This window comes from Oleiphilus sp. HI0079 (genome assembly GCF_001635105.1).
In genome coordinates this window covers 1-21,005 of the sequence record NZ_LWFT01000124.1, presented here as the reverse complement: position 1 = coordinate 21,005, position 21,005 = coordinate 1, and the positions used below count along the sequence as shown (strand labels likewise).

General features: G+C 47.2%; 21 protein-coding genes and 1 pseudogene. 10 read left to right on the top strand and 12 right to left on the bottom strand.

The genetic code is table 11. The features are described from left to right. Positions 1-21: 21 nt before the first annotated feature. A pseudogene (locus A3750_RS26705) lies at positions 22-135 on the top strand (bacterioferritin); the annotation flags it as partial. Between the two features lie 132 nt (positions 136-267). On the opposite strand, the gene A3750_RS01885 reads toward A3750_RS26705, so the two are convergent. The 7 genes from A3750_RS01885 to A3750_RS01855 all read right to left on the bottom strand — a co-directional run bounded on the left by A3750_RS01885 (position 268) and on the right by A3750_RS01855 (position 5,352). After that, positions 268-516: a hypothetical protein gene (locus tag A3750_RS01885; protein WP_156492296.1), complete on the bottom strand. Its 249-nt coding sequence runs from the start codon at positions 514-516 to the stop codon at positions 268-270. Positions 517-714: 198 nt separating this feature from the next. Further along, complete coding sequence (locus A3750_RS01880; RefSeq protein WP_068520968.1) at positions 715-978, bottom strand: Txe/YoeB family addiction module toxin; 264 nt, start codon at positions 976-978, stop codon at positions 715-717. Further along, positions 971-1,225 carry a type II toxin-antitoxin system Phd/YefM family antitoxin gene (locus A3750_RS01875; RefSeq protein WP_068453729.1) on the bottom strand — a complete coding sequence of 85 codons (255 nt, stop codon included), beginning with the start codon at positions 1,223-1,225 and terminating at the stop codon, positions 971-973. The genes A3750_RS01880 and A3750_RS01875 overlap by 8 nt, the downstream gene beginning before the upstream one ends. 149 nt (positions 1,226-1,374) lie before the next feature. Beyond that, the gene (locus A3750_RS01870) at positions 1,375-1,845 is read right to left on the bottom strand and encodes a hypothetical protein (RefSeq protein ID WP_068453728.1); all 471 of its coding nucleotides are present in this window, start codon (positions 1,843-1,845) and stop codon (positions 1,375-1,377) included. A 108-nt stretch (positions 1,846-1,953) separates the two neighbouring features. Continuing rightward, complete coding sequence (locus A3750_RS01865) at positions 1,954-2,490, bottom strand: hypothetical protein (protein WP_082863099.1); 537 nt, start codon at positions 2,488-2,490, stop codon at positions 1,954-1,956. A gap of 26 nt (positions 2,491-2,516) precedes the next feature. Next, complete coding sequence (locus A3750_RS01860) at positions 2,517-3,797, bottom strand: hypothetical protein (protein WP_068465228.1); 1,281 nt, start codon at positions 3,795-3,797, stop codon at positions 2,517-2,519. 514 nt (positions 3,798-4,311) lie between these two features. Beyond that, the gene (locus tag A3750_RS01855) at positions 4,312-5,352 is read right to left on the bottom strand and encodes a DUF2804 domain-containing protein (RefSeq protein WP_082863098.1); all 1,041 of its coding nucleotides are present in this window, start codon (positions 5,350-5,352) and stop codon (positions 4,312-4,314) included. A gap of 188 nt (positions 5,353-5,540) precedes the next feature. Here A3750_RS01855 and A3750_RS01850 point away from each other — a divergent pair, with 188 nt between their 5' ends. Continuing rightward, the gene (locus A3750_RS01850) at positions 5,541-6,053 is read left to right on the top strand and encodes a hypothetical protein (RefSeq protein WP_156498311.1); all 513 of its coding nucleotides are present in this window, start codon (positions 5,541-5,543) and stop codon (positions 6,051-6,053) included. A 9-nt stretch (positions 6,054-6,062) separates the two neighbouring features. On the opposite strand, the gene A3750_RS01845 is transcribed toward A3750_RS01850, so the two are convergent. After that, positions 6,063-6,797, bottom strand: a complete 735-nt coding sequence (locus A3750_RS01845; protein ID WP_068458042.1) for a DUF599 domain-containing protein — start codon at positions 6,795-6,797, stop codon at positions 6,063-6,065. Between the two features lie 166 nt (positions 6,798-6,963). On the opposite strand from A3750_RS01845, the gene A3750_RS01840 reads away from it, so the two are divergent. Next, positions 6,964-7,374, top strand: coding sequence for a nuclear transport factor 2 family protein (locus tag A3750_RS01840; protein ID WP_068458044.1), 411 nt, complete (start codon positions 6,964-6,966; stop codon positions 7,372-7,374). On the opposite strand, the gene A3750_RS01835 is transcribed toward A3750_RS01840, so the two are convergent. Beyond that, positions 7,371-8,279 (bottom strand): cation diffusion facilitator family transporter, encoded by a 909-nt coding sequence (locus A3750_RS01835; protein ID WP_068458032.1) that lies wholly within the window; start codon positions 8,277-8,279, stop codon positions 7,371-7,373. The two genes, A3750_RS01840 and A3750_RS01835, sit on opposite strands and share 4 nt — an antisense overlap. A 105-nt stretch (positions 8,280-8,384) precedes the next feature. On the opposite strand from A3750_RS01835, the gene A3750_RS01830 reads away from it, so the two are divergent. The 3 genes from A3750_RS01830 (at position 8,385) to A3750_RS01820 (ending at position 11,555) form a co-directional block, all read left to right on the top strand. Further along, positions 8,385-9,446: a PLP-dependent cysteine synthase family protein gene (locus A3750_RS01830; protein ID WP_068458034.1), complete on the top strand. Its 1,062-nt coding sequence runs from the start codon at positions 8,385-8,387 to the stop codon at positions 9,444-9,446. A 115-nt stretch (positions 9,447-9,561) separates the two neighbouring features. Then, a complete protein-coding gene (gene rmuC, locus A3750_RS01825; protein ID WP_082863334.1) occupies positions 9,562-11,121 on the top strand; it encodes a DNA recombination protein RmuC in 1,560 nt (519 codons plus the stop codon). Positions 11,122-11,192: 71 nt separating this feature from the next. Then, positions 11,193-11,555, top strand: coding sequence for a hypothetical protein (locus A3750_RS01820; protein ID WP_156492557.1), 363 nt, complete (start codon positions 11,193-11,195; stop codon positions 11,553-11,555). A 15-nt stretch (positions 11,556-11,570) separates the two neighbouring features. Here the strand turns inward: A3750_RS01820 and A3750_RS01815 are convergent, their stop codons facing one another. After that, positions 11,571-12,434, bottom strand: coding sequence for a hypothetical protein (locus tag A3750_RS01815; RefSeq protein WP_156492558.1), 864 nt, complete (start codon positions 12,432-12,434; stop codon positions 11,571-11,573). A 45-nt stretch (positions 12,435-12,479) separates the two neighbouring features. After that, positions 12,480-13,151: an energy-coupling factor ABC transporter permease gene (locus tag A3750_RS01810; protein ID WP_068458039.1), complete on the bottom strand. Its 672-nt coding sequence runs from the start codon at positions 13,149-13,151 to the stop codon at positions 12,480-12,482. A gap of 197 nt (positions 13,152-13,348) precedes the next feature. Here A3750_RS01810 and A3750_RS01805 point away from each other — a divergent pair, with 197 nt between their 5' ends. The 3 genes from A3750_RS01805 to A3750_RS01795 all read left to right on the top strand — a co-directional run bounded on the left by A3750_RS01805 (position 13,349) and on the right by A3750_RS01795 (position 18,535). After that, positions 13,349-15,694: a type I secretion system permease/ATPase gene (locus A3750_RS01805; protein WP_304439044.1), complete on the top strand. Its 2,346-nt coding sequence runs from the start codon at positions 13,349-13,351 to the stop codon at positions 15,692-15,694. Next, on the top strand, positions 15,691-17,112 hold the full coding sequence (locus A3750_RS01800; protein ID WP_068465234.1) for an HlyD family type I secretion periplasmic adaptor subunit: 1,422 nt from the start codon (positions 15,691-15,693) through the stop codon (positions 17,110-17,112). Before A3750_RS01805 ends, A3750_RS01800 begins: the two co-directional genes overlap by 4 nt. A 247-nt stretch (positions 17,113-17,359) precedes the next feature. Beyond that, positions 17,360-18,535 carry a DUF5610 domain-containing protein gene (locus A3750_RS01795; RefSeq protein ID WP_068453855.1) on the top strand — a complete coding sequence of 392 codons (1,176 nt, stop codon included), beginning with the start codon at positions 17,360-17,362 and terminating at the stop codon, positions 18,533-18,535. A gap of 73 nt (positions 18,536-18,608) precedes the next feature. Here A3750_RS01795 and A3750_RS01790 read toward each other — a convergent pair whose 3' ends face one another. Continuing rightward, positions 18,609-20,369: an ATP-binding protein gene (locus tag A3750_RS01790; protein WP_068453853.1), complete on the bottom strand. Its 1,761-nt coding sequence runs from the start codon at positions 20,367-20,369 to the stop codon at positions 18,609-18,611. Between the two features lie 153 nt (positions 20,370-20,522). On the opposite strand from A3750_RS01790, the gene A3750_RS01785 reads away from it, so the two are divergent. Continuing rightward, positions 20,523-21,005, top strand: a 483-nt coding sequence (locus A3750_RS01785; protein ID WP_197474799.1) for a L,D-transpeptidase family protein, incomplete at its 3' end; no start/stop codon positions are given.

Sequence of the window (21,005 nt, the reverse complement as noted above, 5' to 3'; positions counted from 1 at the left end):
CGCGTTCTTCGGGCTTTCTATGTGCTTGTGAAGCAGCTAGAAGACTCTGAAGAAGATCACGCCTATTGGCTAGAGCCGCAACTCGGGTTGATTGACAAGATGGGCCTACCAAACTATTTGCAATCACAGATCTAACAAATACTGGCGCAAAAGCCCCGCACAGATGTGGGGCTTTTTTGTTTGTGGTCGGTGAGTCGTATGCAAACAAAAGCAGAACTAAGTCTTCCCCGTAGGCTTCAGGCAAAGGGGCGGTGCATACTAGACGGGTTATGCTTCGCCATCACGCGCGTAGCCTCTGAAAGAATAAATAGTCTTACCAAACATTAGAGGCTCCCGCTTAAGCAGGCGAACCTTGTTACCCTTGGCATAGTATTTAGATCTAGGAATGACGACGAAAACCTGTTCGCCGTTGTCTAGGGTAACGACTAACTTTAACGTATGACCTTCTTCATGTTGCCTCGCAGTTAAAGAGGCGACAATACCTTCGACCTGCGATTGATCACCAAGAAGTGGCATCGTTAACGCTGCAACTACGAAAGCTATAACCCCGAGAATTGACGTCCATTTTGCGACGTTCCTGAAACGCTGACGTCTCAGATATTGGTCTATCTTTTTATTCGTTTCATTCATACAGAAAAAGCACACCACCGCGCTAAAGGGCAGGGTGTTGTGGGGGCTGAGGGTTAGAGATCCTCGGCTACCCGATTTAAATCATTATTCATAGTGATAACGGCAAGAGATAATTGTTAACTTATTATCGTCAACAGCATAAACCAATCGATTGCTATCATCTATGCGCCTGGACCAAAAACCTGCCAAGTTTTCTTTGAGCGGTTCTGGCTTGCCTATACCCTCAAAAGGGCTGCGTTGTGTATCGGTTATGAGTTTATTGATACGTTTAAGTGTTTTCTTATCTTGGCCTTGCCAATATAAATAATCAGACCAAGCCGCCTTGGTCCATGCCAATATATCAATCATTGAGCAATCCATGCTCCTCGGCTTTACCTGCACGATATTGTTGGATTGATTTACTTAGATGAGCTGCATTTGCGGGACTCTTGAGCAAGTGCACGGTTTCCATTAGCCCATTAAATTGATCAAGTGACATAACGACAGCATCCTCTGCGTCACGTCTTGTGATAACCGTATAATCAGCATCATCTACCACCTGATCTAATACACTTTTAAGCTGATTTCTAGCTTCGGAGAAATTAACAACTTTCATAATCACCACTCTATATGTACAATTTATAAGACAAGTATATCCTGTTCTATATATTGTGCAAGTATGAGCTACTAATAAGATTTAACGCCAAGCTAAGCGGCAAAAGCTGCGTAGCAGTTTTTGTCCTTGCTTGAGCGCCTTGTTATGCATTATTTTCCTGCTTTACCGGCTTCAAGAATTGGGAGGCCAGCTTCGGTGGGGATGTATATGCGCTCTCCTTTACCGTCTTGAAGCCCCTTAATCCAGACGTACCTGAGATATTCTTCGTTGTTTTTGAGTGACTCACCAATAATGCGGTTGGCTTCTGCTGCGGCTTTGGCTCGCTCAATGTCGGCTGCGCCTTCAGCTTTTGCGCGGACAATTTTTGCCTTGCCCTCTGCTTCGGCTAATGTGACTTTTGCCTTTGCTTGCATTAGAGCGGCTTGCTCTCTTGCTTTGGCTTCTTCTATGAGTATTTGTTTAGACCATTCAGCTTCTTTTAGTGCTGCCCGGCCATTTAATTCCATTTTATATACGTTGTATTTTGGCCAAGCCCAAAAAGCTAACACGATAGCAATTAGCCCTACGACGACAAGAAATACTAATGAGCCTAATGCTAGTGCCTGTCTATTTTGATACATCTATCTCTCCGTTGTGATGCATAACGCCTGCAGCTGCGGCCGAGCGAAGCGAGGTCCAGCCCAAGGTTCCCTTGGGCGATGCAGGCTGCACTTGTTACATGCCTGTGATTAGTTGGATAAGCTACCATAGATCGCGTTACATCCTTGTTTTGACCATAACCGCTCGTTTACCAAGCGCCAATCATAGTTAAGCTCTTTGGTTAGCTTCTTTTTCTCATCTTTATACTGAGGCCCAACTTCGGAAAAACCCTTTAGCATAAATCCAACAAAAACATCCTTACCCATTATATCTAGGAAATATTCGGTAGATTCGTTTTTTGATGCGCTTTCTAACACAAGCATGTTTTCTACATTTTTTATCATCGCTTTGTAGAAAACTTTAATGGCTTCTTGCGCCTTTTCATCAGAAGTGAAGTTACCTAAAGCCACATCAGCGCACTTTGCATAATCCAAAGTAACTTGTGCCAAACGTTCGGTCTCTTTGCTTTCTGCATATGCATTCAATGAAGCACTAGCAAAGAAAATTATCGCGAATAGACTTCGTAGCATGTTGTCTCCTTTGAGCATGTAACGCCTGCCACAAGGGCTTGGGTAAATTGGCGGGGTTTTTGCGTCTTTTTGCAAAAACAGTGTCGATTTACCCAAGTCCGCTTGCTGGCACTTGTTATATTTTATTTTCGCTGAAAATCCAGAGATTCACCGTCTTCAATAGTGCCGTTCAGGTTGTCATCAAACTGCAATGTAAGCACATCGCCAGATACTTGCGCAAAAAGAGTGGTTAGACCATTTGCGGCATCCGTAAGACCGGTATCCCCATTACCATCAAATATCTGAGTAACCGTCAGTTCTCCGGTTGAATTATTTCTGGTATACGTACCCCATTCCATGCCCGATGGCTCGCCACTTACATCAATTGGTGCTTCTTCATCTACCTCTAGATGAACATAGGTACCGTCTGCAAAGAACACAAAAGCCAACAAATCATTATCGGTGAGATCGGTAGTCCATACCCCGAGTAAATTATTGGACGCAGATCGAGAAAATTCTAAAGATTCATCTTCTTCAATAGTGCCGTTCAGGTTGTCATCAAACTGCAATGTAAGCACATCGCCAGATACTTGCGCAAAAAGAGTGGTTAGACCATTTACGGCATCGGTCAGACCGGTATCCCCATTACCATCAAATGTCTGAGTAACCGTCAGTTCTCCGGTTGAATTATTTCTGGTATACGTACCCCATTCCATGCCCGATGGCTCGCCACTTACATCAATTGGTGCTTCTTCATCTACCTCTAGATGAACATAGGTACCGTCTGCAAAGAATACAAAAGCCAACAAATCATTATCGGTGAGATCGGTAGTCCATATGCCTGTAATGTTTGAATTTGCTACAAAATCCTCACCCGCATCGACCAATGTATCTTCAAAGTGAGCTATCGCATCATTTTGGGATATGAGTACAGTGTTCGTGGAACCTGAGTTTGCCACTAGCGTTGTCACGGCAGACGATGATTCAAAATCAATTATTGATAATTCAAAACCAACTGGTGTAGCTACAGTTTTTGCTGCGTCGGCTATTGTAATCCCATTGTCAGGATTTCCATCTTCATCTAGCGATTGAAGCAACCTAATAATATTAACAACCATTGAATCAGAGGTGTCGTCGCTATCAGCCAAATCCAGAGGTGTCACTGTACCTTTTGCGGTAACAGGTGGTAATTCAAGATCGCCGATAAAGAAAGTAACCGTTTCACCCTCAATGTAGTCGTATTTGCCATCGGAATTTGTAACGCCTTCTAAGGTTTCCGTCCTATAGCCAATATTGGCAACGGCACTATCTAAGAAAACACCTGTTTTAGTATTGGTTGAGCCATTGTTACTTGAGGATGAACTACCTCCCCCACATGCAACTAATCCAGCACATAGCCCTACTAGTAAAATACTATTTTTCATCGTTGTACTCCGTTTGGTTGGTTTAAATATAACAGTTGAATATACGTCTCGCGACGCACGTCTTACGACGGTATATTTTTTTGATTGTTGTTCCTTACTTACTTGGTAGGTCCAACCTTCCTTGAGCTTCTTATCCTAAGTTGAAAAGTGTCGTTTTGGAAGTGCGTCTCGCGACGTATATCCCAATTCAGCGTACGTTTTTTTAAATCAAAAATTCTAATTGATTCAATGGTTTAAGCGGGCGTGACGCTTTTGCTTGTTTTTAAGCGTCGCAGAGACGTAAAACGGATTGGCTTTCGCTTAACAGCGGGGCTCTTCATCCGAAGCGTTCGTCGAGCTGCCAGTCAAGGGACAATAATCGGATAGGTACTAATAAACCCTCTAAAGTCCGCTTTCGATGAACAGGCATTGAGCTGTCACAGCGAAGCAGACGTGAGCGATGCCTTGAAGCAATGCCTTAAAGCAATGCCTTAAAAAGAGCTGTGCATTTGGCGTTGCGCGAAGATAGAACGCGTTACCAGCGCGAGAACTGGTGCTCGACGAAACCCCAGACGCCCTCAAGTACGATGTCGTTTTTGCCGGGTAATTTGATAACACCATGAAACTGGCCAAATATTTGGTGGAAGTTGGTCGCTAAAACAAACAGGTTGAGCTCTTCGCTATGCTTGCCGACTGGCTGAAAGCGCAGATCGACGCTGCCATCGCGCGACAGTGCCCGCCATTCACCCAGCATGTGGTCGCGGCTGTAATCGAATTGTACTTGCGGTAGCTCGATACATTCGGAACCTAGCCAAATGCAGTTTTCGGAATAGCCGGTTTCGTTCACTCCCCAGCTTATATTCAAGCCAAGCGCAGGACGCTTTTCCGTCGGGGGCAAGCTAAAGCATGCCCAGTTCCAAAAGGTATCACGGCGCATAAATCCGGCTGAAAAATCGTGGTGTCCATAACAGTGAACATCGTTCAGGTTGATCTGGCCAAGCGCGCACTTCAGCGTGCCTTGCACTGGCAGCGCAGCGGTTTTCTGTGCGTATACCCAGCCATTTACCGCACATGGTGTGCAGAGGCTCTGGGTTTGATAGTCAGCCGGCTCATCCATCCATGCATCGATTTGAAGCTCGGCCCCAAAATCAATAGATAGATGTTTTCTTCGTGTTCCATCGTTGTTGAGCGTGTATCGCTGAGAGGCCGCTTTGTTGGCTTTTTCGAAGCGGCTAATGCCATTGTCAGTGCGGTCGCTCATGCTCATGCCTATCGACAATGGTTGCTTGAACTGCCATGTCAGCATCTTGTTATCGGATGGACGGAAAACATAAACAAAGCAAGCCCCAATATATCGGATGTCGGCAAATGCACAGCCAAAAATAAGGTCTTCACCGATCGCACCAAAATACTGAAATTGCTTGTAAGCAAAGTGTTTTTTTAGAGCGCTAGCCGGTTTGTTCATCACCGTTCGAAAGTCGAAATCTTGGCCGTTAATTTGGTTTACCGGCGCTTCGAAATGGCCATGACGGAATTGACCATCTGCGTCTACCAGCTGTTCTATTTGTTTTTTCATGGTGATATGTCGGGTGAGCAAGGGTTTTTGTTATCGCTGAATCTTAACGCAGATTCGTGCACGGTTTAAAACAAATGCGCGCACGATGGACAACTTGCGCACAAATACGCACTTTGCATCTTGGTTTGGGTAAGCGCTTTGTGTACTCTTTTCACGCCTATAACTTTGCTTATAAGACTATTCGATTAATGGACTTTTCAAATCTCGTTTTACGACCCTTGATTTTCGTTTGTGCTTTTGCGCTTTCTAGCCTTGCGTTTGCTGAGCAAGATGAAACCCGAACTACGCCTGCTTGGGATTGGGATTTGTTTGACGGTGTTGGTTGGACGCCTCGTTACACCTACTTATATAAAGACAACGTCATCGGTATCGCGCACTACGCGGGTTTGTCTTATTTCAACAAAGAAGGTGCTCAAATGACAGGTGCCACTTTTCGCTACGGGCACGGGAGCAAAGGGCACAAGTATAATGTAGCTTATACAAATTCAACGTGGCATTGGGGGGTCGACTTTGGCTTTTCTTGGCATGTTCTTGATGCAGGAAACTTTACGATCCCAGATCCAAACGGCATTGAGCAGTTGGGGCTAGAGCTGAGTGTTCGATACCGAACTGTTTCGATCACGGCAACGCACACCGAGGGTTATTCTTGGGCCACCTTAGGCTTGAACCTGGAAGGTCTTCCTTTCCTTGAAGGTTGGTAAACACCTTGTTTACAAATCTGGCGTTCGTTTTAAATCAATGGTTTTACTCTGCATTAAGGTGCGCAAGGTCGACGATTTAAACTCACGTTGATACAGCACAAAGACGATGCTGGTTGCCGCCACCATAAAGAGAATCGGATTGATAAACCACGCTAATATGGAGATTGAGAAGTAATAGGTTCTTAGTCCCATATTGAAGTTATGTGCCGCCATCGACCCCATCTTCGCAAGCCGCTCTGCAAGCACCCGATGCTCTTTTGGTTTTTCTTCGCGCGAACACACCGGCGCTCCGCCAATCATCACTGTCACAAAGCCATACTGCCGCAAGCTCCAAGTGAATTTGAAGAAGGCGTATACGAAAACCACAATCAACAGTAGAAATTTCAGTTCCCATTCGGCACGTGTCGCTGGCATCACAAAGGGCAGATCTTCAAGCAGGCCTATCGCTTTGTCTGTTGAACCAAGGATTGTCAGTAAGCCCGCTAAAATCAGCATCGTCGTGGATGCAAAGAATGAAACGCTGCGCTCAAGATTGGCGATCGCGGTGTTATCTGCAACGCGAATCTCGCGCTCCAGCATCTCATTCATCCAGTCTAGGCGGGCCAGATACAAGAGACTCGCGAGGCAGGGCGTATCATGAACACGGCGTCGGGTATATGCGCTATACCCTTTGAAGCAAAGTAAAAACCAGCATACAGCGATAACATCCATCCATATGGAGGCAATAAATTCGGGTAAAGGCATAGCTTGCTTCGGCACCTGATGAAGTTTTAGTGTGTGTTCTTTTATACAGCATAGAACAGTCTAATTCAGCCATAGATCTGGAATAGCGATAAATGGCTTTGCTATAGTGCTTTATCTTTACAGTATAAAGACTGTTTTGACTTTAATGATCGATTCGGAGAAGAGCATGACTCAGGTTGAGAAGCACCCCGCGAGTGCGGTTGAGCACTGGCATAAGTTGTTAGCAAGCAGAGATCCTTCGGGCTTAAACACCTTGCTGGCGGATGATGTTGTGTTCTATTCCCCGGTGGTGCACACCCCTCAAAACGGCAAGCCCATTACGAGCATGTATCTATCGGCCGCGTTTGTGGTGTTCTTTAATGAGAGCTTTAAGTACGTGCGCGAAACCATCGCTGACGATCATGCCATTTTGGAGTTTCAAACAGTGGTCAATGGCATTGAGGTGAATGGTGTCGACATGATCAGTTGGAACGAGCAAGGCCAGATTACCGAGTTTAAAGTGATGGTCCGGCCGTTAAAGGCGATCCAAACCATTCATGAGATGATGAAGAGCATGCTTGAGAAAATGCGCGGCTAAGGCAGCTCATTCACGGCTTCTGTGTGTGGGTCTAAGTGGACCAATACATCGACATCATGAAACGCGTCTTCAATCTCCGCTTCTATTTGCTCTCCGATCTGGTGCGCTTTGCTCAGCGGTGTTGAGCCTTGCATGACCAGATGCATTTGAACGAACTTGGTCCGCCCTGATTGGCGTGTGCGCAAGTCGTGTACTTCGAGAATTTCCGCCGGGGCGTTGGCAATCGCCAGTATCTGCGTTTGCTCTTCTTCAGGAAGCTCTCTGTCTAGCAGATGGTGCATCGCCTCATCGCCAATATCCCACGCGGATTTCAAAATATAAATACCAATCGCGAGCGCGATAATTGGGTCTGCCTGCACGATACCCTGCTGATAAAGAACGAGCCCGATAAGTATGCCCGTGTTTGATAGTAAGTCGGACGCGTAATGCAGCGAGTCCGCTTTGATGGCAAGTGAGCCGGTCTTTTTCGCGACAAAGCGCTGAAAGGCAACCAGAACAAAGGTTAATAGAATCGAGATGCCGACCACGACACTGCCCACTTCGATAGAGCGAAGTTCGCTTGGATTCACCATGCGTTCAATCGAGTAGATAATCAGAAATAGGGCCGAACTAGAGATGAATAGCGCCTGCCCAAGCCCCGCCAAAGACTCTGCCTTACCATGTCCAAAGCGGTGTTCGTTATCGGCTGGCACCATGGCATAGCGAATCGCAAACATATTGATGAGCGAGGCAAGCAAGTCCAAAAGAGAGTCGACCAAAGAGGCAAGTACGCCAATCGAGCCGGTCGAAAACCAGGCGTAAATTTTCATCAGCAGCAATAGGATTGCGACGCACACAGAAGCCCAGCTTGCTAGCTTGATCAGTTTATTAAAGTGCGCTTGTTTGTCTGTGAGAACGTTTGCCATGGGAGCTTACTTAATTCGTTGAAAACATGGTGTATAGTACTTTGTTGGGCGCTACCTTCAAACTAAAGAGTGCCTAAATTACAAGAAGCGTTTGGAGGTTTTTATATGAGCTGGGTTCAGCAATCGATTAAATTGATCTTGGCCGAAATGCAGCGATCATCTGACACGCATTTGTTTCAGGTTCCGATGCCGGATAGTTATCAGGATATCCAGGTCTACATAAAAGACGAATCCACACATCCGACGGGTTCGCTCAAACACCGCTTAGCGCGCTCATTATTTTTGTATGCGTTGGCGAATGGATATGTCGGAGAAGACACCACCATCATTGAAGCTTCTTCAGGTAGTACAGCTGTTTCTGAGGCGTACTTTGCTCGGCTACTTGGTTTGCCCTTTATCGCGGTCATGCCCGACACCACCTCAAAGCATAAGCAAGCCCAAGTCGAGTTTTATGGCGGGCGCTGTCACCTAGTGAAAGGCAGTGAGATTTACTCCGAATCAGAACGCCTTGCCCGCGAGCTAAAGGGCTACTACATGGATCAGTTCACCAACGCGGAGCGCGCGACAGATTGGCGAGGCAATAACAATATTGCAGATTCGATTTTTCATCAGATGCGATGTGAGCCAAATCCCGAGCCAACATGGATTGTTATGAGCGCCGGAACAGGAGGCACATCAGCAACAATCGGGCGCTACATTAATTACAAAGGTGCAAACACCAAATTGTGCGTGGCGGATCCTGAGCATTCGGTGTTTTATGATTACTATCAAACCGGTGATGCAGGACTCACACATGATCGCGGTTCTGCAATTGAAGGTATTGGCCGTCCAAGAGTCGAGCCATCGTTCATACCTTCTGTCGTGCATCGGATGATGAAAATACCGGATGCGTCATCCTATGCTGCGATGCGACATTTGAGCGATTTACTGGGCTTAAGAGTAGGTGGTTCAACCGGAACCAATCTCTACGCAACCTATCAGCTTGCATCTGAAATGAAGTTGCAGGCCGAGCGCGGCTCGATCGTCACGATGTTATGTGATCGTGGGGATCGTTATCTCGATACCTACTATAACGACGAGTGGTTGCAGCAACATGGCTACCACCAAAGTATGCAGAGTGTTCGGCAGCAGCTGCAGACATTTTACCAGTCTGGGGTGTGGCAGTAGATTTTCGTTCCATGCGTTATTTGCTAAAGATAACCGAGATTAAAACCAGTACAATCTTGGTTATCGGTTGCCTCAATCTCGGACACTCCCTTTTCATTTAGGTTTGCTATCAGCTATGGATACGTTTTTTATTGCAGTGCTCGCTTCTTCTGTTTGTTTGTCTTTGTTGGTCGGATTTGTTCTGGCAAAGTTGAAGGCGTCAACTCAGCAAAAAGCCTTGGAACTGGAGCTAGCAGAAATAAAAACCCGCTATGAGCACGAGCGTGAAAGTCTCGAAGCGCTTCAGGCACGCATGGATGAGAGCCAGCTCCTGCTGCGTGAAGAGCTGACGGATCTTAAATCTGAACTGGCTCATTCTCGCGATCAGTCAAAACAGTTTGAAGTGCTCGCCGAGCAGCGCGCTCAGCAAGCGAAGGGTTTGCAGGAGCAGTGCGATAAATTGTCGCTTCACTTAGACGAAACCCGCGCGAGCTTGCGTGACACAGAGTCGAACTACGAGCGCCTGAATACCTCGATGGAAGAGCGAGAAGCGAGCCATAAGCGAGAACTTGAAACCTTCAATAAGCAAAAAGAAGAGCTCAAACTTCAGTTCCAGCAGCTTTCCAACGAGATTCTACAAAGCAACTCAAAAGCCCTTCAGGAAGCGAATAAAGAGAGCTTAAGTGCAACGATCAACCCCTTTAAAACCTCGATTGAAGAATTTAAAAAGAAGATTGATGACAACGTACACCGCGAGACTATGCAGCGCTCTGAGCTGAAAAAAGAGCTCGAGTCATTGAAAGAGCTTAACCTTAAAATGACCACCGAGGCGCACGAGCTTTCGACGGCACTGAAAGGTCAGAAAAAACTGCAAGGTAACTGGGGTGAGTTGGTGCTGGAGAATGTGCTTGAACGCTCTGGGTTGCAGCTGGGTAAAGACTATAAGCGTGAAGTGTCGTTCAATACGGAAGAGGGTCGTCAAAGACCTGATGCCGTTGTGTATTTGCCGCAAGACAAACATCTCATTATCGATGCCAAGGTATCACTCAATGCGTATACGCGCTTTGTGAATTCGGATGATGAGACCGAGCGCGCGCTTGCCCTAAAAGAACATGTTAGCTCGATGCGTGATCGAATAACCGAACTTGCTGATCGCGATTATTACAAGTTGCCGGGTATGAATTCTCCTGAAATTGTCTTTATGTTTGTGCCCATTGAATCGGCATTTGTTGAAGCATTGAAGGCCGATGAGTTGCTGTTTCAGGAAGCCATTGTCAATAATGTCTTGGTCGCCACGCCGACGACCTTGCTTACTAGTCTCAATATCGTCCGACAGCTATGGCGATATGAAGATCAAAACAAGCATACCGCTGAGCTTGCCAAAAAAGCCGATGGCGTATTCAAAAAGCTGAATACCTTTCTGTCGAGTTTTGAGGGAGTGAAAAAAGGTCTCGATCGAGCCCAAGAAGCCTACGTGAAGGCAGAAGGGCAGCTGGTGAGCGGGAAGGCCAACTTGGTGAAACAAGTGAGTGAATTTAAGAAGCTCGCGCCGGCTATTAAGGCCGAGTTGCCAGAGTATTTTACGGATAAAGCAGAGTTGGAAATTGATCTGGTATCCGACTCGGAAGAGCCATCTCTAGAGGCCTCTCTAAAGCCAGAGCAGCAAGAGCTATTGAAGATAGAGGCCGAGCAATAATGCTGCATCAAGCGGCTAGGCTTCGGGTTAGGGCACTGCGATGCCTCTGTATTTTGGTTTGTTTTTTACTGATGACTTCGTGTGCAAGCAGCTTAACGTCCAAGTCGGCCTTGCGATTCAACGGTATCGAAATTCTCAATCTTACCAATGATGATATTCGGAATATGCAGATTGAGGTAACTGAATTTCATCGTAAGTTTGCCTGCGGCATTATTCTCCATCGCTCAATGTGTATGAATGGTTTTCATGCGCGAGAACTCGAAGAAAACGATATTGTGATTACTTGGGAACAGCGGGGTCAACAACATAGCATTGGGCCTGTACGCGTCCAATCGCCGGCGCAATACGATCCAAATATCATCTATGTTGTGCAGTTTGCGCTTGGCACTAATCATCAAATGTCGGTGGCTTTTAAGCCCGCTCGTCACTTTTAGTTAGTTCTTACATTGTTAATCGAGCGGAAAGTTGAAGGTGATGTGCACGGCGCCGGGGCTTTTTTCAGAAAAACGATAACCTAGGCCGATGCGTTCTACATTCGCAACCGATGTTTCGATGGGGTCATCCAAGCCCCAGGTAAAGCCTGCCTCGTGAACCCACTCGTCTTGAAGCGGCGTGATATTGGTTTCTTCAAACTCGATGCCCACCATGTAAAAGTAACTGGTTAAGTACATCGTCATAAATGTCGATAAGCGGCCCGAACCGAAGCGCTCGGGAAACTTAAAATCACTACCAATTTGTAGAGAGCTAAAATTTTGCGAGCGGCTTTCTTTTCTTGAAAAGCCTGCGTGTTGAATCTTGCCGTAGATCAGTTGCTGTTCACCCCAAAAGCGCGTGTAGCGGAAAATGCTGGTGCCCACGGCAAAGGTCATGGCCCTGTTGTGCGTCGATAAGTCTTCGGAGTATCCGATATCAAAAAATGGTACGAGTTTCAGCTTTTTGCTATCCCAGTAGTCTTTTTCTAGGCCCAAGGCTACGGTGATGGTAGACGCATCTTCAAGAGGTCTGGTTTCTTCAATCTCATCATATGCAAAGTTAGCCAGACCCACTGATATGGGAATGCGCAAGTGAACGTCTTCCAAATAGTCAATGTCATCCCAATCCGGGTCGAATACCAATGGGATATTAAACACTGTGACATCATTGCCTGAAGAGCTATAAATACCCGAACCAAAGTAGGTTGAGAACGCAAAGTGCGGCGCGAGTTGTTCCTCTGCCTTGGCATTGTTCACCGGTACGCAAAGCGCAAACAGGGTTGCGAGTATGTATACAATGGGCATGGTTAAACGAGTAGACATGAAAGGCGACTGGGACATCCTTTCATCGTAACAATAACCTATTGATCGAGACCAGTTCTTCGCCTAAGAATGTTTGCCTAAATAGCGATTTTGATCGAAGAGTCGCACCCAGTGAGGATGATTAAAAATCAAGATGCTAATGATCATTCCGTTGATGGTGGCCTCGGGAAATGCGATGAGCGGAATAAAAATCCAAAACTCATTCGAGATGTGCTCAAAAGTATAAATGTCTAAAGTCCAGAGCATCAGGGTCATCACCAAACCGCTGGCAATGACCGATATGCCACCGCCTAGAAACGCCACGAGAAAAATAAACGAGAACGGATGCGTGGCGCTGCTGCGATCATGCAAACGCCAGACGGTGTAGTTTGTTAGTAATGGGACCATCACCGAGACGAGCATGTTAATGCCAAAGCCCTCGGGAGATTCTTGTCCAAGTATGATGGTGCCGATGATCGCCAGTGCGGCAACCCAAATCGCGAGTTGCCATCCCATTAGCAAGTGGACGGCGGTGATGAGAAAAAAGTGGATACCCAGCCCATCCGAAATGCCCGCGCGTAACGACCATGCAATCATTAAGGCAATAGTACAAAAACCGATGACATGCTGAACGCGGGTATCCTCGATGATCGCTCGCCAGTGAATAAAGAACAGAGCCAGAATCAAAGCGAGAATGGCGAGCGCATTGGCAAACCAGATCAAACCACTATCGAATAAATCGGCGCTTATATTCATTTACACACTCTCTTACCGCTCTTAATTTGTATACGGCCATTTTTTCGAAGTGTACCACCGCAGCGCCTTTCTGCTTGAAACAAACCGCCATCAGCGTATTTCCGCTGGGGAGAAAGTCCGTTACACTTTGCGCGTCAGAAATGACACTCAAACAAGGATGTTTGCAGTCAACGGATATGACTGCCTAGGAGACTACATTGCAAAAGGATTGCGATCACGGAGCGCGTTCGTCCGAACCAACCACCTCTGCCCAAATGGATAGTGGGCTTGAATGCCTACTGACACTGGCGCATTTTCACCAAATTTCTGCCAGTCATACCCAGTTAAAACATGCGTTCGGCTTGGGGGCTTGTGAAAAAGAGACCTTCGACACGCAAACGCTATTACGAGCAGCGGCTTCTTTATCGTTGAAAGCGAAATGTGTGCAGTTAAGCAAGCCGAGCCTAAAAGCGATAAGCGCTCTGCCGCTTCCCACCATCGTGCGAATGCAAAACGGACGCTATCAAGTGCTTGCGAGCGTGTCATCGTCGCAAGGCAACGTTTTACTGCAAGCCTATGATCTCGTTGGGCAGCCTGCTTCAACGATGACGATAGAGGAATTTTTGGAACACTGGAGCGGCGAGGCGATACTCATCACCAAGCGTGCATTGCTGCCCGGTTTATCGAGTAAGTTCGACATCTCCTGGTTTATCCCCGCCATCGTCAAGCATAAGCAGATTTTGTATCAGGTATTGTTGGCTTCGTTCTTTATTCAGCTCTTTGCCTTGATCACACCGCTGTTTTTTCAGGTTGTGATTGATAAGGTCTTGGCGCATCAGGGTCTCACGACGCTCGATGTGCTTTGTTTTGGCTTGTTGGTGATATCCCTGTTTGATGTGGTGCTCAATGGTTTGCGCAACTATGTGTTCAGCCATACCACGAATCGCGTCGACGTGACTCTCGGTGCGCAGCTGTTCAAGCACTTGCTGCATTTGCCGTTGGCATATTTTCAGAACCGTCAGGTCGGTACGACAGTCGCGCGTGTGCACGAGCTAAACACCATCCGCGAGTTTATAACTAGCTCAGCATTGACGCTGGTGATCGATCTTGGTTTTACCATCGTGTTCTTCGTTGTGCTTTGGTATTACAGCCCAACGCTCACTTGGATTGTGCTTGGCTCGTTGCCGTTTTATATCGTGTTATCGGCGTACATCACGCCTATTTTGCGTAAACGCTTGGACGAGAAGTTTCAACGCGGGGCAGCGAATCAGGCTTTTTTGGTGGAGTCGGTCTCTGGCGCAGAAACGCTCAAAGCGATGGCGGTAGAGCCGCAGATGCAGCGCAAGTGGGAGGAGCAACTCGCGGCGTACGTCAGCGCATCTTTCAAAGCCAATAACCTTGGCAATATTGCGAGCCAGTGTGCAGGTTTTATCAACAAAGTAGTGACTGTGTTGATCCTTTGGGTGGGCGCAAGCTTGGTGATTGCCGGCGCACTCACGGTTGGCCAGTTGATTGCGTTTAACATGATTGCAGGGCGCGTTAGTGCGCCGATTCTCAAGCTGGTACAGCTTTGGCAAGACTTCCAACAAGCCGGTATCTCGATCGAACGGCTAGGCGACATATTAAACTCGCCCACTGAGCCGGCGCACAATCCAAACCGCAGTACTTTGCCCGCGATTAACGGGGATGTGTGTTTTGATCAGGTCTGTTTTCGTTATGCGCCTGATCGTCCAGAGGTGTTAAAGGCGCTGTCACTCAATGTGCAAGCCGGAGAGGTGATCGGCATTGTTGGTCGCTCCGGATCGGGCAAAAGCACCCTTAGCAAGCTCATTCAGCGCTTGTATGTTCCAGAATCCGGTCGGGTTCTGGTTGATGGTGTTGATCTGGCTCAGGTCGATACCGCATGGCTGCGCCGGCAGGTGGGTGTGGTGCTGCAAGAAAGCCGCTTGTTCAATCGAACTGTCAAAGACAATATCGCCTTAGTTGACCCAAGCATGCCGATAGAGCGGGTAATTCAAGCTGCCAAATTGGCGGGTGCGCACGAGTTTATTCTTGAGTTACCCGAAGGTTACGACACCATGGTCGGCGAGCAAGGCGCATCATTATCAGGCGGACAAAAGCAGCGTATTGCGATTGCCCGCGCACTGATTACTAATCCCAAAATACTTATATTCGACGAGGCAACCAGTGCGCTCGACTATGAAAGCGAACGGGTGGTTCAGGACAATATGCGCCAGATCTGCCAAGGCCGAACGGTGTTCATCATTGCGCATCGGCTCTCCACTGTACGTGGTGCAGATCGCATTATTGTGGTCGATCAGGGAGGAATTGTTGAGAGCGGCGCGCATGACGAGCTCATTGATCAGAACGGCTATTACGCCAAGCTGCATCGTCATCAAAGTTATGTGCCCAACTTCAGAGAAGCGCCAAAGCAAGACGCCTTTCCCGGTTATTCGGCTAGCTTCTCGTCCAGTTCTTCGAGTGCTGCTCGCTCAGAAAGTCGTTCAGCTGAGGCAGTTAATAAGAGCAATGGCAATAAAAATAGCAGCGAGGTATCAGCATGAGCGCTTCTAAGTTTGCACAAAACGATCTAAACGCATTCTTGCCTGCGGCAATCGAAGTCGAGCAAACACCCAGCTCTCGCGCCGGTAGATTAATCATCTGGTTGATCATGTTCTTGTTTGTGGTGGCTGCGTGTTGGGCCTGGTTTGGAAAGGTCGATATTGTTGCTGTCGCACAAGGCAAGGTCATTCCAACTGAGTCAGTAAAACAAATCCAGTCTCTTGAAACGGCGCGCATCAAAGCAATTCACGTTAAAGAGGGCCAGCTCGTAGAGCAAGGCCAAGTGCTGATAGAGCTTGATGCTCAACTCGCGAAAGCCGAGTACGAAAGCCTCAAAGCGGAGCTGGCTGGTGTGCGCCAAAACCTGCAGCGTTTGGAGCTATTATCCGAGTTTCTTAGCTCAGCGAACATTGCCCCGGGGTCTGACCCCAATGCATTGGGGTCAGACCCCGCAGTAGAAGAATTGCCTCATCCACTATCCACGCAGCCACTATCCACTCAACCACTATCTACTCAACAACACGCGCAACTTCTACAAGAACAATCCGAAGTCGCCGCGCAGCTTGCGAACTTCCAAAACGAGCGTGTAAAACTGCAAATTGATCAAAGCATGACGCAAGGTGAAATCAAAAAGAAACAACGAGTCATACCCGTGATTCAGGAAAGGGTAGATGCGCTCGATACTCTGCGTAAGAAATCCTACGGCTCGAAACTTCAATATCTTGAACTCAAACAAGAACTCATCGAAGAGCAGCAAGATCTTGCCGTGCAACAAGCACGACTGAATCAGCTCAAGCAATCCGAGCAAAGCATCAGCACACAGCAAACGCTCTATCTCGCTGAAAAACGCAAACAAACATTGGCTGAGCAAAACGCCTTACAAGTCCAAAGCGATGCCTTGTCCCAGCAAGTGACCAAAGCAGAACAGCGCTTAACGCACTATACGCTTATCGCACCGATCACAGGGCAAGTGCAACAACTCGCGACCACCACCATTGACGGCGTTGTGCAAAGCGCCCAACTCTTAATGCACATCGTGCCGCGCGACAGCGCACTCGAAGTCGAAGCGATGATTCAAAACAAAGACATTGGTTTTGTGCAAGAAGGCCAGAAAGCCGTAGTGAAAGTTGATACCTTCAACTTCACCAAATATGGTTTGATCGACGCGCAAATTAGTTCTATTTCGGACGATGCAATTTCAAATGACGCTAGTAATACGCTGCAGAATGAACGCCAAGGGCTCGTCTACAACGCGCGAGTGACACTCAACCAAGACAAGCTGCTCATCGAAGGGCGCGAAGTGCGCCTTTCACCAGGTATGTCAGTGACAACAGAAATCAAAACAGGCCAGCGAAGGTTGATCGAATTCTTCCTCTCGCCTTTGTTGAGGTATAAACAAGAAAGTTTGGGGGAGAGGTAAATGCAGGGAATCGCTAAGCTATTTTGGATTGGAATTAAAGGGGACGCATTTATTTAATTTGCTGCGCCGTACAACAAGCACCATTAAATCAGCTCACACGTAAGCAAAGAACTTAGGTACAGCTCTTTCTTCTGGCATAAAAACCCGCTCGATAGTGTTTTTTTATACTTAAAGACTCTTAGCTTTGCGCCGATAAACTACGATACCATCAAACTCTATCCTTGAACTTAGCGGGGCAGGAACTGACATGATCTCTTTTCTAAATAATCTTTTTCCAGGGATTGGTTCGGATCAGGTTAAAACACGCGTTTCTGATAACGATGGACAAGCGCGTCCGTCAGACACGGCAACGCTGTTCTCGCAGGGTTTAAAGCGCGGTCTTGGTGTTGATGTTCCGCCATCTTCGGCCAACGACCCGGGCGATAAAATCTTTGATGTTCAAGCGGTGGTCGATACGGTTTCAGGTTTTATTGAGCAAGCGATTTCCAAGCGGCGCGACGAGGGTGCAACGCAAACTGAGCTTGATGATCTCATCTCTCAGGCTCGTGAAGGCGTGACGCAGGGCTTTCAGTTGGCGCGAGATGATATCGACCGCGTTGGCCTACTCAGCGATGATCTCTCTGATAATATCGATGCGGCAGAGCAGGGCATCAATACACGCATTGATAAGCTTGAAGACACTCTTAAACCCGCTGACGAAGGTGTGCTAACGAGCCTTTCGAGCACGGCGTTCACTGAAGGTCGGCTTTTTGAAAGATCGCGCGCTAGTTTTCAGTTTGAGCTGAAGACGCAAGAGGGCGATCGTATCCAGATTTCTGCGCAGGAGTTGTTTCAGCGTAAAGCGCAATTTAGCACCATTGAAACCGATAATGCTTCTGCGACGAGCTTTGAGTCGAGTACGCGATACTCCAGTGCATTTTCTATTTCGGTTAAGGGTGATTTAAACAATGACGAGGTGGCGGCACTGGATGCATTATTGGTTCAGGTTGCGGATATTAGTGACTCGTTTTTCGCGGGTGGCATTGAAGATGCGTTTAATCAGGCCTTGTCTTTGGAGTTTGATAGCTCCCAGATAGCGCAGTTTAGTCTCGATCTAAAATCATCTAGTTTGTCTGTTGTTGAGCAAACTGAAGTGCGCACTTCGAAGCTGAGCAATCGCATTCCGGAAGAGTATCGCCCACCACAATTACCGCCGGGTTTGCAGACATTGCTGGCAGATTATGCCCAGCAAGTGGAAGAGCTACTGGAATCTGCAAAAGCGTTTAGTAACAAGGTCGGATTACAAGACTCTGGCGAGTCGTTGGTGCAAAACCTGCAACGTGAGTTTGATCAGTCTGTTGGACGTTCTTATGGGCCGTCTGTAGGTCAGGGTAATGGAAGGAATGATTTCTTTGATGCCTTGTTAGCGAAGCTCTCGACCTAAGAGGGCGAATCGTTTGACGGGTGTTTTGTTGAGGAACACAGTCATGATGCACTGTGTTCTGAATGCCTGTTGCTTATAGCCACTTTCGAATTTTTTGTTCTAGTACCTCGGGTGTAATGGGTTTGGCGATGTAGTCGGACATGCCTGCGTCTAAGCATTTCTCTTTATCACCCTGCATGGCATTGGCTGTCATTGCGATGATGGGTAGTGCTTTCAAAGCATCGATTTCTCTTATTTTACGAGTGGCCTCGTAGCCATCCATTACCGGCATCTGGCAATCCATAAAGATGAGCTGATAGTGCTGCGGGTTTTCGGCGTTGAGTATCTGTAGCGCTTCGGCACCATTTTTAGCAATCTCCACTTGTAGCCCAAGTCCCTCTAACAGGGCTTGAGCAACCACAATGTTGACGTCATTATCTTCTACCAGCAGCGCTTTTCTCTGTGTCTCTGCTAAGTTCAGAGCCTCTTTCTCGTTGGTGGCCGAGGATTTGCTGTTGTTGATTTCATCTTGCTTTGGTTTTGCGAGTTTAACGACAAACTTAAAGCAACTTCCTTTGCCAAACTCACTCCTTACGTTGATGGAGCCACCCATTAGTTCGATGAGTTGTTTTGAAATAGATAAGCCCAAGCCGGTCCCGCCAAAGCGTCTCGTGGTCGATCTCTCCATTTGTAAAAATGGCGTAAACAAATCGTTAAATTTATCTTCTGGAATTCCGATTCCAGAATCTTCGATCTGTACAGTAAGTAAAGAGGTGTTTTTGCTTGATTCTTCGAGTAGCACGGTCATTTTTACGCCGCTAGTAGGGGTAAACTTAATGGCGTTACTGAGCAAGTTATCGATCACTTGACGGATACGAATCGAGTCCCCGCAAACATAGTCTTCCGACAAGCGGGTGCTGCAATGAAGATACAAGCCTTTATCTTCAGCCCGTGTTTGGGCGACTCGCTGGATATCATCAATAAATTTTGGAAGATGAAATACAGCCTCTTCAAGCTCTAGCTTGCCCGACTCAATTTTACTGATGTCTAGAATGTCGTTGATGACGACAAGTAGGGTCTCAGAGCTGAACTTGGCAAGATCAAGATATTCCCGTTGCTTTTCAGTTAAGGGGTCTTTCTCCAGTAGCTTGAGCATGCCTGTTATGCCATTAATCGGTGTACGAATCTCGTGGCTCATGTTGGCTAAAAACTCGGTTTTAACATTGTTCGCATGAGCGGCTTCTTCTTCAGCAATCTTACGAGCGCTTACTTCAGAAGAGAGTTTGAAGACAATGTCGTAGATCGCGGTTTCCGAGAATTTTATTTGCTTGAATAGCCCGATCGTAGAGAAAGAAATGATCACTAACTGGCCAATTTGATTAAGCCGGTCTTGTCCATAACGAAAGTCGATGGGTGTGAGGTTTTCGGGTGTGCCGAACTTGTATTCGAGATAGATGAGCGTCGAGCCGCTAATGACGGCAATAATGAAGGCGGCAATCCCTCCGGCTTTTCCGGCGATTAACGCACCTGCGAGTGGCAGCGCAACGAGCCAGCCTGCAGCTGGATTACCCATGCCCCCGCTACTGTAGACCGAATAGCTTGCGGCGATCGAACACCCAATAACGCCCAGTGTAGAGGCCGCAAGCCTCGCTCCGCCTGTTTTCAAGATGACAATGCCCAAGAGCACGAAACCCAGGCAAATGGATAAGCTGATCGTTCGGCCATAAAGCTCCCATTGAAGAGCTCTAAATAGAAATAAGATCGACAAGGCCGCCGCGATGCTCAGTGTGAATACGGCTGTTTGGCGCAGCCTCTCTTCTTTGACTTCGTTAATGCGTTGAATGGAGGCTTTCACGCTTGAGCATACCTATGTGTTTATTGTTTTAGGGTAAAGCTGAAGTATAGAAGAGAAACCGTTAATTTCTTATATTACATCTGACACCAGACTAACCAAACGCTATTATTAAAATCAATTGTTTACTCATGTGATTCGCCCCGAATGCTCTCTTTGAATACGAAACCGCTTCTTGTTATCCCTATCCTGCTGTTGGCTTGTGTGAGCGAAGCTCAAGAGCTTTTATGGAGGGGTGACAGTGATGTGATCGGTCAAATCACGCGAACGGCCTCTCTACCCAAAGATACGCTCTACGATATTGGCATGGCGCATGATGTCGGCTTTAATGAAATGCGCGATGCAAACCCCACGATAGATGCCTGGCTGCCAGCACTGGGGAGCGAAGTGGTGATCCCATCTAAGTTTATTTTGCCGAGTATTCGTGAGGGAGTGGTGGTGAACCTGAGGGAATATCGCTTGTATTTTTTTCCTGAAGATGGCTCGAAAGTGATTACTTATCCAGTGGGTATCGGCGCAGAAGAATCGCCGTCTCCGGTTATAAATACGCGGGTTAAGCTAAAAATTGAGCAGCCTAACTGGTATCCGCCTGAATCTGTTCGCGAGGAGTACTTCGAAGAGCATGGAAAGAAAATGGAT

Bases quoted from the DNA above. Each gene is read 5' to 3' on its own strand.
- A3750_RS01885 (WP_156492296.1), bottom strand. From the start codon at position 516: ATGCCACTTCTTGGTGATCAATCGCAGGTCGAAGGTATTGTCGCCTCT.
- A3750_RS01880 (WP_068520968.1), bottom strand. From the start codon at position 978: ATGATTGATATATTGGCATGGACCAAGGCGGCTTGGTCTGATTATTTA.
- A3750_RS01875 (WP_068453729.1), bottom strand. From the start codon at position 1,225: ATGAAAGTTGTTAATTTCTCCGAAGCTAGAAATCAGCTTAAAAGTGTA.
- A3750_RS01870 (WP_068453728.1), bottom strand. From the start codon at position 1,845: ATGTATCAAAATAGACAGGCACTAGCATTAGGCTCATTAGTATTTCTT.
- A3750_RS01860 (WP_068465228.1), bottom strand. From the start codon at position 3,797: ATGAAAAATAGTATTTTACTAGTAGGGCTATGTGCTGGATTAGTTGCA.
- A3750_RS01855 (WP_082863098.1), bottom strand. From the start codon at position 5,352: ATGAAAAAACAAATAGAACAGCTGGTAGACGCAGATGGTCAATTCCGT.
- A3750_RS01850 (WP_156498311.1), top strand. From the start codon at position 5,541: ATGGACTTTTCAAATCTCGTTTTACGACCCTTGATTTTCGTTTGTGCT.
- A3750_RS01845 (WP_068458042.1), bottom strand. From the start codon at position 6,797: ATGCCTTTACCCGAATTTATTGCCTCCATATGGATGGATGTTATCGCT.
- A3750_RS01840 (WP_068458044.1), top strand. From the start codon at position 6,964: ATGACTCAGGTTGAGAAGCACCCCGCGAGTGCGGTTGAGCACTGGCAT.
- A3750_RS01835 (WP_068458032.1), bottom strand. From the start codon at position 8,279: ATGGCAAACGTTCTCACAGACAAACAAGCGCACTTTAATAAACTGATC.
- A3750_RS01830 (WP_068458034.1), top strand. From the start codon at position 8,385: ATGAGCTGGGTTCAGCAATCGATTAAATTGATCTTGGCCGAAATGCAG.
- rmuC (WP_082863334.1), top strand. From the start codon at position 9,562: ATGGATACGTTTTTTATTGCAGTGCTCGCTTCTTCTGTTTGTTTGTCT.
- A3750_RS01820 (WP_156492557.1), top strand. From the start codon at position 11,193: ATGACTTCGTGTGCAAGCAGCTTAACGTCCAAGTCGGCCTTGCGATTC.
- A3750_RS01815 (WP_156492558.1), bottom strand. From the start codon at position 12,434: ATGTCCCAGTCGCCTTTCATGTCTACTCGTTTAACCATGCCCATTGTA.
- A3750_RS01810 (WP_068458039.1), bottom strand. From the start codon at position 13,151: ATGAATATAAGCGCCGATTTATTCGATAGTGGTTTGATCTGGTTTGCC.
- A3750_RS01800 (WP_068465234.1), top strand. From the start codon at position 15,691: ATGAGCGCTTCTAAGTTTGCACAAAACGATCTAAACGCATTCTTGCCT.
- A3750_RS01795 (WP_068453855.1), top strand. From the start codon at position 17,360: ATGATCTCTTTTCTAAATAATCTTTTTCCAGGGATTGGTTCGGATCAG.